At 30.4% G+C, this 17,917-nt stretch carries 8 protein-coding genes; 3 read left to right on the top strand and 5 right to left on the bottom strand.

Annotated elements, in window-relative coordinates:
- Positions 1-108 precede the first annotated feature (108 nt).
- Positions 109-2,265, top strand: a complete 2,157-nt coding sequence (locus tag EZS29_RS07200) for a histidine kinase dimerization/phosphoacceptor domain -containing protein (protein WP_130608092.1) — start codon at positions 109-111, stop codon at positions 2,263-2,265.
- Positions 2,262-3,389 (top strand): sensor histidine kinase, encoded by a 1,128-nt coding sequence (locus tag EZS29_RS07195; protein WP_130608089.1) that lies wholly within the window; start codon positions 2,262-2,264, stop codon positions 3,387-3,389. Before EZS29_RS07200 ends, EZS29_RS07195 begins: the two co-directional genes overlap by 4 nt.
- A gap of 8 nt (positions 3,390-3,397) precedes the next feature.
- Here the strand turns inward: EZS29_RS07195 and EZS29_RS07190 are convergent, their stop codons facing one another.
- The 4 genes from EZS29_RS07190 to smc all read right to left on the bottom strand — a co-directional run bounded on the left by EZS29_RS07190 (position 3,398) and on the right by smc (position 13,955).
- Positions 3,398-3,982: a biliverdin-producing heme oxygenase gene (locus EZS29_RS07190; RefSeq protein ID WP_130608086.1), complete on the bottom strand. Its 585-nt coding sequence runs from the start codon at positions 3,980-3,982 to the stop codon at positions 3,398-3,400.
- A 36-nt stretch (positions 3,983-4,018) separates the two neighbouring features.
- A complete protein-coding gene (locus EZS29_RS07185; protein ID WP_172603828.1) occupies positions 4,019-9,031 on the bottom strand; it encodes an RHS repeat-associated core domain-containing protein in 5,013 nt (1,670 codons plus the stop codon).
- A gap of 226 nt (positions 9,032-9,257) precedes the next feature.
- Positions 9,258-10,148, bottom strand: a complete 891-nt coding sequence (locus tag EZS29_RS07180) for a hypothetical protein (protein ID WP_130608080.1) — start codon at positions 10,146-10,148, stop codon at positions 9,258-9,260.
- Between the two features lie 186 nt (positions 10,149-10,334).
- Positions 10,335-13,955, bottom strand: a complete 3,621-nt coding sequence (gene smc, locus EZS29_RS07175) for a chromosome segregation protein SMC (RefSeq protein WP_130608077.1) — start codon at positions 13,953-13,955, stop codon at positions 10,335-10,337.
- A 645-nt stretch (positions 13,956-14,600) separates the two neighbouring features.
- Here smc and EZS29_RS07170 point away from each other — a divergent pair.
- Positions 14,601-15,950 (top strand): ISNCY family transposase, encoded by a 1,350-nt coding sequence (locus tag EZS29_RS07170; RefSeq protein ID WP_130608074.1) that lies wholly within the window; start codon positions 14,601-14,603, stop codon positions 15,948-15,950.
- 223 nt (positions 15,951-16,173) lie between these two features.
- Here the strand turns inward: EZS29_RS07170 and EZS29_RS15885 are convergent, their stop codons facing one another.
- Positions 16,174-16,350, bottom strand: coding sequence for a hypothetical protein (locus EZS29_RS15885; protein ID WP_172603827.1), 177 nt, complete (start codon positions 16,348-16,350; stop codon positions 16,174-16,176).
- Positions 16,351-17,917: the final 1,567 nt, after the last annotated feature.

The following is a 17,917-nucleotide window of genomic DNA, read 5'->3' as shown; positions in this document are numbered from 1 at the left end:
AAAGTTCCTCCACAAAATAGCAAATGTAGCTAATATTAATAGATTAAAGCTCTTTTTCATTTTTTTGGAGAATACTTAATATATTAAATTATTGAGAGTATTATAAATATGAATGACACACCCTATCCTTCTGATTTTTGTGAACAATTTCAAGTACAGCAGGCTGATAGTTTTCAACCTTGTGGAATTTTTTTAGGTATTGATATAGAAAGATTTAAAATTGCTTTTGCCTCTGAAAATTGGAATAGTCTTTTTTATTTTTCAGACAATGACATTATAAAAAAAGAACTTGCTCAATGCATCAGCGAGGATTCTTATCTTTTCATTAAAAAACACGTGAAGAATTTACAGAGTCTAGCAAATGAAATCAGAGTTATTATACAAGTTGAGATAAAAAGTGAAAATAAGTATATCAAATATTATTGCTTAAGTTATTTAATTAAAAATATACTTTGTCTTGAATTTCAGTTAGAATGTCCTAGTGAATATAAAATCAATCAAGAACTATTTGATGCTGCATATCAGGAAATTACTCTTTATCAGGGAGATTTAAATATTCTTGCAGCAAAATTATGCCGTTTTATTAGGTTCATGACAAAATATGATCGTGTTTATTATTGCCGTTTTGAGGATGACGGCACAGGATATGTACCTGCTGACGATGCAGCAGAACCTTTAGAATCCATATTACACCATCACTTTCCAGCGACTGATGTCCCTACAATTGTGCGACAACTCTATTTAAAAAGCCGCTATCGTTTGATTACAGAAGCTATTTACACTCCAATAAAAATTTTAGGATTACAGGAAAAAATAGATTTCAGTATGTCTTTATTTCGTTCAATTGGTTCAACCCATTTGCAATATTTAAAGAATATGGGAATCATGTCATCTGCTTCGTTTTCAGTTGTAGAAAATAAAACTTTGCGAGGTTTAATTGGCTGTCATTCTGTTAAAAGAAGAACAATACCTATTGAAATTTTGCCAAAAATTCAACTTCTTGTAGAGCTGTTTGCCACTCGCTTACTTGATGAAAAATTAAATGAAATGCAAATAAAATCACCTAAAATAAATAAAAATATATTTGAATTTTTAAAAATGTATGAAATTATGAATTGCGATCTTCAATTGTTACCCAATGAGAGCTTTGATCTTTTAAGAAATACATTTATGTGTGATAATATCCTATACAAATATGTAAATAAAAAAATAACTGACACTAACATCCCCGATGAAATGATTGACAAAATAGAATTCTTTGCCAAGAAAAAATTTGATAATAATGAAATAACTATTTTGAATCGTTTAAGTGATCTGCATCCAAAATTTAACAAATGGATGGAAACATATTCAGGAATGATTTACCTTCCATTAGATAGAGATCATTTATCGTATATTGCTTTTTTTCGACCTGAACAAATACAGACCTTAAAATGGAGTGGCGATCCAAATATTCAAAATATAAATTCCGATGGCTCATTAAATCCTAGAAATTCTTTTGCAATATGGTATAATCAAATTAAGGGAGTGTGTGTTCCTTGGAGCAATGAAGAAATATCATTAGCAAAAGAAATTAGAATTAAATTAATCGACATTCGCTCAAATTTTCTTGAAAAATCAATCAGAGAAAATATGATTTTAAAAGAGAAAAACGATGAAAATGAGCTTCTTTTAAGTGAAATTCACCACAGAGTCAAAAACAATTTATCTATTGTCAGTTCCATATTTGATTGGAAAATGAAAGAATCTAAAAATACAGAATTGATAGCAGATCTAAAAGAAATGAAAAGTCGAATTCGTGCCATTTCTGCCCTGCATGAAACTCTTTATCAAGGTGGTAATTTTGGATCACTTTCTATAGAAAGATATTTAAGATCAATTGCCCGTGAAGCACTTTCCTTAGTAAAAAATAATAATACACAGATAGATTTCAAATTTTCAATTCCGTCCAACATAGTTATTCCGATCCAAGAAGCATTGCCATTAGGATTAATTACCCACGAATTTATAACAAATTCAATAAAACATGCTTTTACAGAAAAAGATGAAGGCATGATAAATATTGAATGGAAAGAATATGAAAATAATACTATTCTTATTCTCAGTGATAATGGCAAAGGTTTTATAAATATTGAAAAAAAACAAAACAAATCTTTAGGCTTAGAGCTTATAAGATTACTTATCGGACAACTCGATGCAATACCTTCCTGGGATGGCTCAATAGGTGTTAAATTAAAAATTCAATTTGACAGGAAATTTGCATGAACGCAAATAATTCAAAACATATTAAAATTCTTATTGTAGAGGACGAAGCAATCTTAGCTAAATCACTCGAAGATTCCTTAATATCTATGGGATATACAGTGAGTGGAATTGCTGATTCTGGGATCAAGGCTATTATGCTCTTCTTTTCTACTGAGCCCGATCTAATTTTGATGGATATCAGAATTAAGGGAGCAAAAGATGGCATTGAAGTAGCTGATAATATTCGCCAACAAAAATCTGTGCCCATTGTCTTTTTAACTGCAAATCAGGACCCCGCAACGTTTGAGCGGGCAAAAATAGAAGGTGCTTTTGGCTATGTTTTAAAGCCATATCAAGAAAGAGAATTGCAAATTGTAATAGAAATCGCTCTAAATCAGTTTGAAATGCGAAAGAAAAATTTCGAAATGGAATTATCACTTTTAAACGCTGAAAAACTTGGGACAATTGGCACTCTTTCAGCAGGTATTATACACGATATTAACGCACCATTAAGCAATATTTATGCTTCTTTAGATTTAATTTATAAAAATTTAAAAGATTCTGATCTCATAAATGATCCTAAATTTACAAAATCCCTGAATAAAATTGAAAAAGGGGCGCAGGCAATTAAATCCACTGTGCAAAACTATCGCGGTATGATTGATAAAAATGAGAATGAAGAAAGTATAATGATAAATATAAAAAATATTTTAAAAGATGCATTTGAAGTTTGTTCCTATTTAACTTCAGAAAAAAAGATTAAATTTATAGAATTAAGTAGCTCTCCAGATTCGTATGTTTATTTTGGCAAAGTTTCTCTTTTCCAAGTACTAGTAAACTTAATTCGAAATGCATGTGATGCCATTGAAAATCTACCAGACGCTTGGATTAAAATAACTTGGGAAGATATAAATGAAAAATTTCTGAAAATTCTTATAGTGGATAGTGGCTCAGGTATACCAGAAAATATTCGTGAAAAAATATTTGATACTTTATTTACGACAAAAAAACCAGGAAAAGGAACAGGCTTAGGTCTAAGTTTAAGCAAGATTATTCTTGAAAAATTTGGGGGAAAAATAGAACTGGATGCTGAATGCCCAAACACATGTTTTGTTTTAACTCTACCTAAAGAAAAAATAAATTAATTTATGTTTTACAAAAATATTTGTTCAAAACATGCAAATGTTTCTATTGCAGACTGTATAATGGCTTCGTTTTCAGATGGATGCTTATCCGAATATTCTTGCATAAAAGCTAAAAATGCTTGCCAATATTTAAAAGTGTCAGTGCCATTCCCTTGCAAAAAACTCAATGAGTTTGATATTTTATCGCCATGAATAGCTTTCAATTTTTTATAAAGAAACTGGCCGCCTAAATTTGATCCTTCAAGCACATATAAAACACCTAATGAATTAGCTGCAGAAATGAGAACTGGCATTTTAATATTAGATTTAAGTTTAATATTTATTATGCCTAAATTTTCTAAATCGTTTTTAATCAAAATTGATCTTTTAAGAGAATAATCAGATTTAGTATAAGTAAATTCAGAATAAAATTCGATCAATTTATTTTCGATCGGTTCAATGAACTGAAGAAAACATTTTAAATATAAAGTATAATCATCGAGACTTGGAACTTTTTTGCTCAAAGGATTTAAAATTTCAACTCTTTCGTGCAATGGCTGAGTTGCTGATTTTATCATTTCATGTATATTTTTTTCTGAAAGAGTCGTTGCCATTTATATAGTATACCCTTCTTAAACCAATGAAAGAAATCATAAACTCTTAAATTCTAAATCTAGACTATCATGTTTTATAAGAGATAGCTTTTCTTCATCTTGTTGTTTTTTCGGATTCACAAAGTCTTTATATTGCTTTTTAGCAAAGGAAGAGAGATCAAAGCCAAAAGCAAAAACTCCGGTGCCTAAAGAAATTAAGCCAAAGTTAATCGCTTTATTTATATTATACTCAAATCCTTCGCTATTTCCATTAGCTCGTTCACGAAAAGCTTCATCCTTATAGGCTAAGCTTGTAATACCTGTAATATCTGAAGTTGTTCCTAAAACATTCTGAGAGATAAATTTTGTTTTCTCAAAATGTGAGCTATTTTTTAACATCTCTTTTGCGGACAAAACAGTTTTAGGCAAAGATATTGCCGATGAACCTAAGCCAAGTCCAATGGAAGCCCAAGTCAAATTTGATGAAATTTTTAAATATTGTTCTTGTGCATCTTTTTTGCCTTCTGCAGCGGCATCTCGTGCAAATTTATTATAAACTGACCCTGCTATGCTTGTCGATGTTGCAGCTAAACTTATTGCAAATACACTGCTTTCAAAAGCTAAATTGGCCGCTACGGTTGCTGTGATAATGGATGGTAATGCTGCTAAAGTCGTTCCAAAAGTAAATAAAGAAAGCATGATACCAAGAAATGAAATAGTGAGACCTATACCAAAATAAACTTCAGGGTTTTCTCCTGAAGGATCGAATTTCATAATGGGATTATTTGCAGCAAATATATACCCATTGATTCCACCTTTTTCATAAGGAGATTGATTGTTATCATATTGCATAAAGCGTCCAAGCACAGGGTTATAGGCACGATAACCTTTTCCTAAAAATTGATAACCTGTCACAGAATCGGAACGATCTCCATTAAATCCTATTTCATTTATGCTTTTCATATTTGCAAAGTCGGAAATCGAATTATTTGATTGATATCCATAAGGAGTATATGAATAACTTATATCTAAAAGATTTTGACCTTGTTGTATTTTAATTATACTTTTAGCGTGGTCTGTTAAGTAAAAAAGCTCTTCATTACCATGAGTCATTTTTGCAATTAGATTATTACCATCGACAAAATAGCTATTCGATTTGTTATCAGATATTTCATTAATCATTTTATTATCATGATAGTAAAACTGTACTTTGGGGGAGTTATTATTTGTTTGTGCAACAAGATTTCCTTCACCATTATATATATACTCTGATTTTAAATCAGAATTTTCAAAAGCAATGAGACGATTAAATGCATTATATGAAAGACGATTCCCATTATCATCTTTAATAATATTACCATTCGCATCATAAACAAATTCTTGACTCATCGTATTTCCTGATAATGAATTCTCATTGACATAACTCTTGAGTTTATTTTTATTTTCTTCTGAATAAAAATATGTCGTTATATTTTCAAAGTTTTCTATAAATTTTCTCGCTACAGTTTTAATATTATTCAAATCATCAAACGTATAATCTTCAGATATTATAACGTGCCCATTTTGGTCTTTTGGGCAAAGTTGACCGGAACATATATATTGCAGCAAATTATTCATATCATCATATTTATATTGCTCAATAGATGATTTATTCTGTCCTTCTTTTCTCTTTTTAGATTTAATATTTGAATCTTTATAATACTCATAGGAATAAGAAAGTATCACTTCATCTAAATTATTTAAATATTTCAAATATATTAAGTTACCGACTGTATCATATGTATATTCGACTAAGGTATCGTTTGGTAATAATTTACTATCCATTCTGCCAAATTCGTCATAATGATATTTTTCACTGAAAACTTTATCATTATCAATTCTTTGATAAGTTATACTTTCTTTTTTTCCAGTAATTTTATTATAATTTGTAAAAATTTTATTACCTAAAATATCTTTTATAAAAACCAATTTTCCTTGCAAGTCATATTTATATAATACTTCAGTATTATTTGGATAAACTATACTTTTTTGTTTTCCATTGGCATAATAATGATACTGTGTCATACCAGAATCATCAAGCATTTGTCTGACAAGTGAGGTTTTTGTATCATATGTATAAAGTGTTTTTAAATTTGTCATTCCTTCAACAGATTTCTCTATCAATCGATTGAGATCATCGTATTTAAAATGAATGATTTGACCATCGCGATTAATTTGTTTAATTATTTTACTTGCACTGTTATAAATATAGGATATTGCACGTCCTTCGGGATCAATTTCTGCTACCAATTGGCCGCGAGTGTTATATTTGCGTTTGCCAATGACATATTTGGTCCCGTTGTTTATAACGATTGACTTTTCAATGATTTTATCTTTAAAGAGTGCATCATAAGAATAATAAATTATTTTTTTATTATTATATATTTCAGTTACTTTATTGCCTACAGCATTATATATATATTTAATTGACACACCATTCACATCTTGTGACTCGATTAAATTACCAAATCCATCAAAATAATTGAAGCTTTGTGTGTGAATTTTATTATCACTGAGCAGTATTTTTGAGCTAATAGGTTGCTGGTTGTTATTAAATAAAGTGATATTTATTGGTGAAGAGACTTTTGTTGCAGATAATGTATAACGAGTTTGAGTGTTATTTGCATCATCATATGTTATATATTTCCTTGAACCATCTGGAAGTTTTATCAAAATATTTCTATTATAAATATCATATTTATATGACATTCTTAAATTATATAAAGAGCCGTTTGCATCTATATTATACAGAATTTCTTCTTCTTTTTGCGATGCCATATCGTATTTGTACGATACAATCTTTACAAAATTATTTTGACCCTCATTCTGAGACCATTTTTCAATTTCTCTCCCCATAGAATCATATATCACTTTTGTTTTATGACCATTTTCCCACGTAGTTAACAACGTACTTTGACCTTTCAGTGGAGAGTTCATAGTGTATTTATATGAAGTAGTCCTAGGAGTTGCCGTTTTTAAGCCAACTGTCTCTTTTGTTAATCTCCCAATTTTATCGTAATGATATGAAATTTCATGCGAGCTTTCCAATTTTTTTTCTTTAACTACTTTCTTAGAATTCGCATTGTAAATAACATATTCAGTAGCGATATAGTCTAATTCATCAGCATTATCTGTAACGATATGATTCTTATATATAGAATTTCTGCGATTATTAATATCATATTTATAAGATATACTTGCAGATTTTTCTTTTCCATCGAAGATTGCTGTTGTTATTGAATTCATAGGCAATGATATAATATTTTTATTTATACCATTCTGATTTGTTGTAGAATATGAATTTATTTGAGTTTTATAAATAGTCCCACAATCGCTGCTATTCACATCACAAACTGACGAACTGAATTTATTAATTACTTTTATAGCTCTTTGATATTTTTTTCCATTTTCTAATTGAACGGTTTCGTAATGATATTCGACAACAGTGCTCTTCTTTTCATAAATTGAACTCGTTACTTCACGTTCAATTAGATGAGGAATATTATTAAATGTCTCGGCAGCAGCTAAATACTTATAATTTTTTACCAAACCTGACGAGTTTATGCTTGTGATTAAATTCCCATAATCGTCATAAGTATTTTTTGTGATTTCTTTTCTTGATTGGCCTTTTCCATCGTAATATATAACTACAGTTTCGATTGGAAGATGATAAGCAGTTTCTAAATTATTGAAATCTCTGTCCTGCCAGGGCAAATATTTATATTCTTTTCTTTGTTGTAATTCATTGTTAAGAAATATTGATTCACTGATAAGCATATGAAAATGATTATAAGTTCTATTGATCTTTAAATGTCCTCGCGGATGTTTACGTTTTTCAGTCGATGTGTATTCATAAGTATTTGCTGTTGAGAATAATGCATCGGCATTTTCTATGAATTTAGCGACTCCATAACCCAAATAATTATTTTCGCTTGAAAAACGATAACAAACGTGATTGATATTTCCATCTTTAACACCTGGAAAATTGATTGTGGAAATTCGACTAACCGCAGGAACAGAGATACCAGGAATCAGAGTCTTCAGACCATTGTCTAAATATTCTATAGCATATTCAAACTGTGAAGGATATTTTATATGACTGAGCAATATATGTTCTCTATTTTGCAAAAGCATTGAACTATATTTAAAAGAAATGATTTGATTTACTGGATTTTGAATTTCCTTAAGTGTTCCAAATGGTTCAGATTTAAAATTTAATAAAGTTTCAGCTTCGTTCCCCCGACCATCAAAATGCTTAATAGAAACGGAGTCGTTTAAATAAAATACTTCGACTCTTTTAGGATGTTCTTTATTAAAAATACTGTTATATTCTATTGATTGGAGTTTTATATTATCATGATAGAAAAACTCTACAGAAAAACCTTCTGCATTTGTCATTTTTACTAAGTTGCCATAAACTTTTTCTATTATTTCTTCTCGTCCATCCTTATAATTTATTATGATCACATTCTCATCTTTTGTAACTTTAACATCTTTTAATTTATAATATTGTAAAATATTTTCAGAACCATATTGCAGTTTATAGCTTCCACCACTTGATAAATACAAAGTTTCTGACTGCACATCATAACGAGTTAGATTCCAAGTCCAACCTTTCCCAATTCCAAAGGTATCGCTCTGTGAAAGTGAATTATAATTTATTTGCAATGGGAACGCAGGATCTTCAATACTAACACCAGATACATCCACAATTTTGTAAGACACTGAGAAGGCACCCGTTCTAGGATCAACTTGCTGAGTGAGATCTTTGAAATTATAAGCATCACTCAAAAGTTTATTTGCAGATGATGAAGAGTTTAAATCCCTTTTAGTTCTTTTTTTAGCTGAGGCATTATCTAAATTGTATTTATTATCATTAGATATTTTATTTCGGATTTTATCATCAGATTTATTTAATAAAGGAACATTTGCAGAGTTTTCTAAGTCTTTATTTGTGCTTTTATCTAGTGTTTTTTCTTGAGAAATGACTAATGAATATCCATAAGTAGTTTGATATGTCTGTATAAACATAATAAAAATGCAAAAAATAGAAAGTGTCTTTTTGGTAATACCCGCTCTCATTACAATCCTCTGTATTTTTATTGAATAAATTTTAAAAAATATTCTTTTTTTACCAACATTTGTAATTATTATATATTAATTAATATTTGTCAAATAGAGTTTGCGTTTTATAAAATATTATTTTCTTTGCTAAAAATTAAAATATAACTGAAATTATTTAATATTTTTGCAATCATTATTTACTGAGTAGTGATACTTGTTTACGCAAAAATTGATAGCGAGAATTAAATGCAAACGGTAAAGATATTGAGCTTAATTTAGAAAATTGCCTAAACCATTCCTGCGCATTGAATTGTGAAGGGAAATTTGGAATATTTTTATAAGTATTTTTTTCAAGATTATACTTGAATCCACCATGTGTTATTTCCTTACCAGAATGGGGATCAAATGTCAGCACAACACAAGTTACTTCGTTGCAATTACAAGATGGATTCACACAATAAAGATCATCTAATGCATACATCTGATTTTCTACAACTCTTTCAATGCTGCCTGAAAATGGAAAAACAGCTTGGAAAGGCAATAAAGCAGATTTATTTTTTTGCTTTGGCAGTCTATCTGTCCATTGTTCATCTAGGAATGATGGAACGAAACTTGTAAATGGCTGCCTTAAATGTGGTTTCAAATTTCCTTCAATCAGTTTTTGCAGGGATTCTATCAGTGCTGCTTTTTCGCTTTCACTGACCTCGATTTTTGCACTTTCTGATGCACTTAAGCTACCTGAGCCATCACCATCTAACGTCGCATCTGTCTTGCGTATATCAAGAATGTCTAAAATATTATTTTTTAATATATTCAAACTGACAGTTAAACCAATTATTTCTGACTTTTCAATAATATCTTGTTCTAAAAGACTTGCTAGCATTTTTGCACGAAATTGGTTTTTAAAAGGAGTTAATTTTAAAACTAAAGTTGAATTTTCAAGATATGAGTTCACCTCTTCGATTGTTGTTAATTGAGTTGGATAAACAAGCACGACCTCAAGGGAAAAATACTTTCCATTCCAAAAAAGTCGGTTTGCTTCATTCGCGTCAACATTCAATTGATTGTACATAGGATTTTGCACTTATTTGCCTCCATATCTTAAAATAAATCAAGCTCTGTCGGCGTAACAAATTTACTTGTTTTAAGCAAGAGTAAGAATTTTAAAAATCAACTAATTTATTTGAAATGCTAAAATTTTTAGACTATCTTAAATTTTTTATAATCGAAATCATTGCAATAAAGGATTCAATTAGCTCTTTGAAAAAATTCAGACGGTAGCTGAAGCACCTGATCTTATTGCGGCCTTTTGCTTCTTGCGCAGATGTGGCGGAACATCTGTTAAGTCAACAGAAACTAATTTTGACACCCCAGGTTCAAACATTGATATCCCATAAATAGTATCAAGAACTTCCATGGTTCTACGATTGTGTGTGATGACTACAAATTGGAATTCTTCACTCAAAGCTTCTAAAACATCATTAAACCGACCGACATTTGCCTCATCCAAAGGAGCATCGACTTCATCAAGAAAGCAGAAAGGCGCAGGGGTCGTTTTTAATAAACTAAAGATGAGAGATATTGCTGTGAGGGCCTTTTCTCCGCCACTAAAAAGACTCATATTTTGCATTTTTTTTCCTGGCAAACGCACTAGAATTTCAACCCCAGTATTTAACAAATCTTCATTTAACATATGCAATTCTCCATGCCCACCTGGAAATAGGACTGGAAAGATTTTTTGAAATTCAAAATTAACTTTTTCGAAGATATCTTTGAATCGAACTTTAGTATTTTCTTCAATTTCTTGGATAGAAATATAAAGTTCTTGCATTGAACGTTCAATATCTTCCTTTTGTGTAACGAGAAAATGCAAACGCTCCGAGACATCTTTAAATTCTTCAAGCGCTCTTTCATTAACTGCACCTAAATCGATAATTGCTTGTTGAATCTCTTTGATCCTCTGCTCGAGTGATAGGCGATAAGCAGCATCATTATCTGCACTTTCTGGTAATTCATGTGCTGATAATTGATATTTATCAAAAGCATCTTTTAATGCTGTTTCAATGATTGTATCGTAACGGGCAAGTTCGAGTTGCTTTTCGTTGATAAATTTTTGTTTTGATGCTGCAGAGTCTTTTTGCGATTTTAATTTACTTTCAACAATTCTTAACTTTTCTTCGGTTTCATTTTCTTCTTGAACTAAATATTCAAGTTTATCTTCAAAAACTTTAACCTGTTTATGTAAAACACCAATTTCATTATTTAGGTGAATAAAATCATTTTCTGCATTGTTTATTTGAGTTTTTAAATCCTCTGCTTGTGCTATTGATGTATCAAGTTTTTGCTGCATGCGTCTCAGTTGGAAAGTCATTTCTTCATAATTTTTTCGATTATTAGCTTGCCTTTCTAAGATTACTGCCCGCTCAGATTTTTTATTTTGGAACTGCAATAAAATCTCATCGCGGATTTCTTTTTTATTGCTGTATTCACTTTCAAACTCTTCAAGATTTAAACTTAAGGTATTATATTCATTTTCAAGTTTGTCATTTTCAGATTGATTTTTAGCAAATGACTCTTTTGCTTCCGATATTTCAACATGAAATCTCTTCTTTTCATCATCGATTCGAGCTAAGTTTTCGTCAATATGTCTTAATTGTAAGTCAAAATTTTCCAACTGACTAGATAACTTTACAGACTCAACTTTTTCTTTTTCGAGTACAGAAGCCAATTCCGAAACTTTAAACTCTAACTTTTTCTTTTTATCGATTAGGGTATATAAAGATCCTTCGCTGTTTGCAAGTTTATCTTGCAGTATTTCTTTTTTGAGAAGTGCTTCTGAATATTCTCTTTTACGCTGCAAAATTCCATGAGAAATGCCATCGGACGGTGCACCAAAATTCATTTCATTCGAAGTTTGGCAGACAGTTCCGCGTTCAGTCACAAATATAAAATTTTGTATATCGTTGCATAATTTTTTTGCTTTGATTAATAGCCATTCATCTTTGCAAATAAATATTCTTTCAAAAATGCATTTTGCAGCTGGGATAGAACAGTTTTCTAATCTGTCACCAACACAACGAATACCATTGATTTTTAAAATATCACTTTTAATTTCGCTTTCACTTTGCGATAAAGAATTTAGCATATCTTTAACAAATAAGGAAACTTTAGAAAGCGAAAGTTCTTCTATTTTATCAATCATATCAACAAAATTATCAAAATTATCAAGGATTGCTGCTTGAAAAAGCTGAGGCATACTGCTTTCTAAAATAGCTTCATCATCTCGATGTAAAGAGACTACATCAAATAAAAAACCTGATATCTGTTGACTAAATTTTTCTTTTAATGAAAGAGTTCCATCTGAAAGACCGCTATTAGAATCTATGAGTTTCTGTAAACTTGTAACATAACTTGCAAGTTCTAAATGCTCTTGCTTCGCAGAATCTCTCTCTTGCTCAGCAAATAAACACTGTTGCTTTAATTTTTCAAGATCGGACTCTATGATATTTCTATTACTGACAACTTCATCTAGACCTGCAGAAACTTTACTTAAGTTATTTGTAATTTCTTTTCTATCAATTGCAATTTGACTGCGTGCTTCTAGTTGGGATAAATAATTTTCCGTTACTTTTTGTATTTGGATATTATAGCGGGATATTGTATCGAGCAAAGATTCATTACGTGCTCTTAAAGAACTTCGACTCGATTCTATTGCTCTCATTTCTGAGCGATATTCATCTCCTCGCATTCTTTGGACTTGAAGAGATTCATCGATTTCATCTAATCTTTCTTGAAAGTTTTCCTGCTCTTGATCTATTTTTTGTAAAACTTTATCTGCATTTTCAACTTCAACGACAAGATTTTTTTGTCTTTCCTCTTCTCTCTCTAAATTGTGTCGCTCTTCAATCAATTCTTTTGTCAATCGCTCTTTCTGCAGAATACGCTCTTCATGCCTACGCTTATAATTTTCACTGCGTTCTTGGTACTTTGTCAAAGCAATTTTTTGATCATCTAATTGATTTTCTGTTGACTTAATCTGTTGAGTTAATTCAAGATGGGTTGATTTGAGATCGTTTGCTTCTGATTCCCATTCACTTGCCTCTAAACTTGATTTCTCTATTTGTGATGAAGAAAGATTTACTTCCTTTTTAATTTTATTTGCAATTGATCTATAAAAACCAACATGATTCTTTATTAAAAGGATTTCTTTTTCTTTTAATTCCTGAGAGAATGCAAGCTTTTGCGATGCCTTTTCAACTTGTTCGCCAAGCGATTCTTTTTGCCTTGCTAATTCAATTTCAATTTCTGCAAGATTTTTCATCCTTTCAGCAGTTGAATTCAAGCGTTTTTCTGCTTCTTTTCTTCTCACTTTAAAAACGGTAATTCCAGCTGTTTCTTCAAGAATTTCACGAAGATCATCAGGCGAAGCTTGAATGATTCTATCACGTTTATCTTGCTGAATAATAGCGTAGCTTTTTGAACCTAATCCAATTGATAAAAGAAAATCTACAATATCTTTTAAGCGGCAAGGCTCTCGATTCATAAAATATTCGCGCTCTGCTCCGCGGTTTATCCTACGGCCAATAGAAATTTCCGGTAAATGCATATACTCAGCGGGACAATGCAAACCATCATTGGAAAAAACGAGAGTCACTTCAGCAAGACTCAAGGGTTTTCGGTTTTGCGAACCCGAGAAAATAATATCAGTTGGGTCATCTGCGCGTAAACTTTTGGCAGTTTGCTCACCCATCACCCAGCGAACAGCGTCAATGATATTGGATTTGCCTGATCCATTTGGCCCAATAACACCTGTAATTCCATTATGATACTGAATATTAACTCTATCTGCAAAACTTTTAAAACCTGATATATGTATAGACTTGAGCTTCATTTTAACCTTGTAAATAAACTTAAAAGTACGAAAGAAAAATCTTTCTACCCAATCCTAGCTCAATTTTCTTGAGTTTGGAACTTCACACCAAAAAAATGTCAATTCAATTAATAAAATTTTGGGCATTCGTTTTTAAACCCTATAATAAGCACTTTATTTTATAGTAAATATTTTTAAGAAGTTTTTCGACACCAAAAAATGAAAAAATACATTATAATAAAGTTAAAAATAACATTTTTACTTTCAATAAAAATGTTAGGGAGATAATAATTATGTCTTAATAAAAAAGTAAACTTGTAAAATCATTCTTAAGTTTTCCGATCGGTATTTTTGCTATAGATTTCAAAAATATTCTTAAAGCTGCTTCTTCAGTAGAAATATTTCAATTTTAATGATAGGTTTTATTGGAATTATTTTATATCTTTTTTAGAAAAGCTATCATTGCATCTGCTAAACGATAACTACCAATTCCTAGTCCATTTAATGCAATAGTTTTTATTCTAATTATTGCCCATCCAGAAATGAAAGTATAGACGAATCAACATAAAAAACGCACAGAATGATGACGGATCGTTAAATTTAAAGTAAATAAATAATCTTAGAAAAAAATTGTTTACTTAAAAAGAACGAGGCGAAAAACAAACTATGCGCAAGAAGATTGAACTATATCCAGACCTATTTTGTCAATACTCAATCCATGAATATTCTGATGAGTTAAAAAAAATGAGTGAAATTTTAGAGCAACATGAAGAAATACTAGATTGGGTTCACGCGGATCTTCTCCAAGGGAAAATGGTAAGCTATAAAGGGGCGACAGGAATGTCATCAGAAATGGTATTTCGCGCAGCAATTTTGAAACAGCAAAGGCAGTGGACATATAAAGAGCTTGAATTTCATTTAGCAGATTCACAGTCTGGAAGAGCTTTTGTAAAGTTACCATTTGGTATATATTACTCAGACTCAGCACTACAAGAGAATATAAAAAAAATATCCTTTAATACATGGGAAAAGATAAATATAATATTGGTAAAATACGCAGAAAAAAAAGGATATGAGAAAGGACGAACAGTGCGAGTTGATAGCACTGTGGTGGAAACAAATATACATAGACCAACAGATTCTTCTTTAATTTATGATTGTATAAGAGTTCTATCAAGAAATGTATTTCTGCTAAAAAAATTAAATAAAAATAATCATTTGCAAATATCGAAATTGAAATTTAGTTGCAAACTTGCTAAAAACATGGTTCTTTCAATACTGACTACGAATAATCAAGAAAAAAGAGAAGAAATTTACAGGGATTTAATAGTGAAGGCTGGTGATAATTTTAATCAAATTAATACTTATATTAAAGTAGCAAAATCTCTTAAAAAAAGCAAAAAAGTTTTAAAAATAATTGAGCAACTTGAACATGTAAAAACTCATTTAGAAGCAATTTTAGCACAAACTATATTTCGGATTATAGATCATAAGGTTGTTAAATCAGAAGAAAAAGTAGTTTCAATATTTGAAGAACATACTGATGTTATTGTAAAAAGTCGAAGGGAAGTTGAGTTTGGGCATAAAATATTTTTAACTACTGGCAAAAGTAATTTAGTGCTGGACTGTCAAATTGAACAAGGAAATCCATCAGACGCAATTAAATTCATGGATCTTGTAAACGCACAAAATAAACTTTATGAAAGATTTCCTCGTCAGATTTCAGCGGATGGCGGGTTTTCTTCTAAAGATAATGTATTAAATGCAAAGAAATCAGGTGTTAAAGATGTGTGTTTTTCAAAAAGATGTGGATTAAAAATCTTGGAAATAGTTAAAAGTAGTTACGTTTATAATAAATTAAAAAAGTTTCGTGCTGGAATTGAAAGCAACATTTCGGCATTAAAAAGAGGATTTGGTTTAGATCGCGCAACATGGAAAGGTTTATCTGGTTATAAAAGCTATATTTGGTCTGCATTAGTTTCATATAATTTAACAATTCTTGCAAACAAAGTATAAATTTTTTATAGAAATGGAGAGAATATAGTCCGATATTAAAACTAAATTATACGCAGTCCAAAAAGTTTCTTCCTAAGTTTAAATGATAATATTTTATAATATCAAATTGTTATGCTGAAATCTAATGGTAGAAATTTAATGGACTCCGTATTATTAAAATATCAATCAGTTTTTATTAGACTGCAGAGTATCCTATATTTAAAAAATAAATATCAATTTATTGTTAGATAAATAAATGTTTAAAATAAGGTATTTCTGGACGGGCACTAATTAATTTTTTAATTTCATGATGGGTAAATGGTTGTATTTTCTCATCTAACCAAAATCGAATACCTTTTTTACCGAATGAAAGAGTATCATAGCCATTAAAAGCGTCATTACTAATTGCGAATAAGATCATATTATTTCCTAAATTTATTATTTATTGTAAATATTAAAATTAGATATTATTTTTTTCAAATTATTAATTTGACATACTGGGAAAAAATGTTTGAGGATATAATACGGAGTCCATTAAATTTCTACCACTAGATTTCAGCATAACAATTTGATATTATAAAACATTGTCATTTAAACTTAGGAAGAAACTTTTTGGACTGCGTATAATTTCAAAATTATTTTTATTTAGATGAGAATTTGACGATTAAAGAAATCAAGAAAAAACACGGCAGGAAAATTTATTCACAAAACCCCAAAAAAAATACCCCCTCACTCCGGAGGCCAGGCCAAACTTTTTCCACCCAACATATAGCAGTGAATGTAATAAACGGTTTGGTGGCCGTGAGTGCCTTTGTACATGACAAGGCGGTAGCCTGTTTGAGCAAGGCCAGTTAATTCGGCGACTTTTTTTTAGCGCTGTAGAGGACTTGTCCCATTTGTTCAATGCCTGTTTCGCTCGATTCGGCGACGTTGACTATTTTCTTTTTAGGAATGACGAATTAGCCCTTTTCCTGAAAGAGTCTAATTTGGAAATTTAGCGGTAAAGGAATCTTATTCGAATGACATTGACTTAGGTGGAATATGAAAACACCACCATGGTGAGCCACTTTATTTATTCAGAGTTAAAAATATAACATAAATTGAAATTTTTAAAAATTTGATCAAGTATTGTAAGGTAATTATTGATATCTGTCTTCACCGAGAATTTATCATTGTTATTTATTTTCATTCATTTTGGTGTTTTAAATGGCAAATATACTTTAGCTTGTATTTCAAAAAAATGATGACACTACAATACAAAATAATCAATAAAAAATGAATTGCAAAGCGATTCCATCCTGCTAAATGCCATATAAACTATGAGGTAGTATTAAGATTCTATTTTGGGAGGGATTTTAAAAGAGATATTCATGCATGTAATTATGAAAACCTTAAATCATATATAAGAAGAGATAAAGATAGGCTTGATTTTTTGTAAAAGATTTAAGAGAACTTAAATGCTCTATAAAATCAATGTATAAAAATGGCAGAATTCAGAAATTAGTCACACGTGACCATGATTCTCCATTTTATTATGCTGGAATGAAAGAAAAATGTCTTACTGAATTATTAAAAGAAGCTGGCCTAAATCCGTGTGATAAAATAGATTTGACTGAATGGAAGAAATATAAGTAAAGTTACTTAGCATAAATCAGCAGGATCGAATTAATAATGAGCACGGCGTATGAATAAAGTAACTCAGCATTAATCATCAGAGCGATGAATAGAATAATTTAGAGGGGCGAGACAGAGAATGGCTCCGAAGGGCATTTGCGGCCAGCAACTCTGCCCTGAGGAGTCTTGTCTGACTCGAACCCTTCGAAGTTAAAACTTTTTAAATGATGATTTATGCACCACTCGAACCCTTCGAAGTTAAGACAAAACTAACTGATGATTTATGCACCACTCGTCCCGTCGAAGTTAAAACAAAAACAACAGATAATTTTTATGCCTCAATGCATTTTAAAACTTTATCTCAGGGTAATTTG

Origin of the sequence: Fluviispira sanaruensis, from assembly GCF_004295685.1 — a bacterium.
Taxonomy (GTDB): Bacteria; Bdellovibrionota_B; Oligoflexia; order Silvanigrellales; family Silvanigrellaceae; genus Silvanigrella; species Silvanigrella sanaruensis.
The sequence above is the reverse complement of the archived record's forward strand: the minus strand, read 5'-3'. Positions and strand labels throughout refer to the sequence as shown.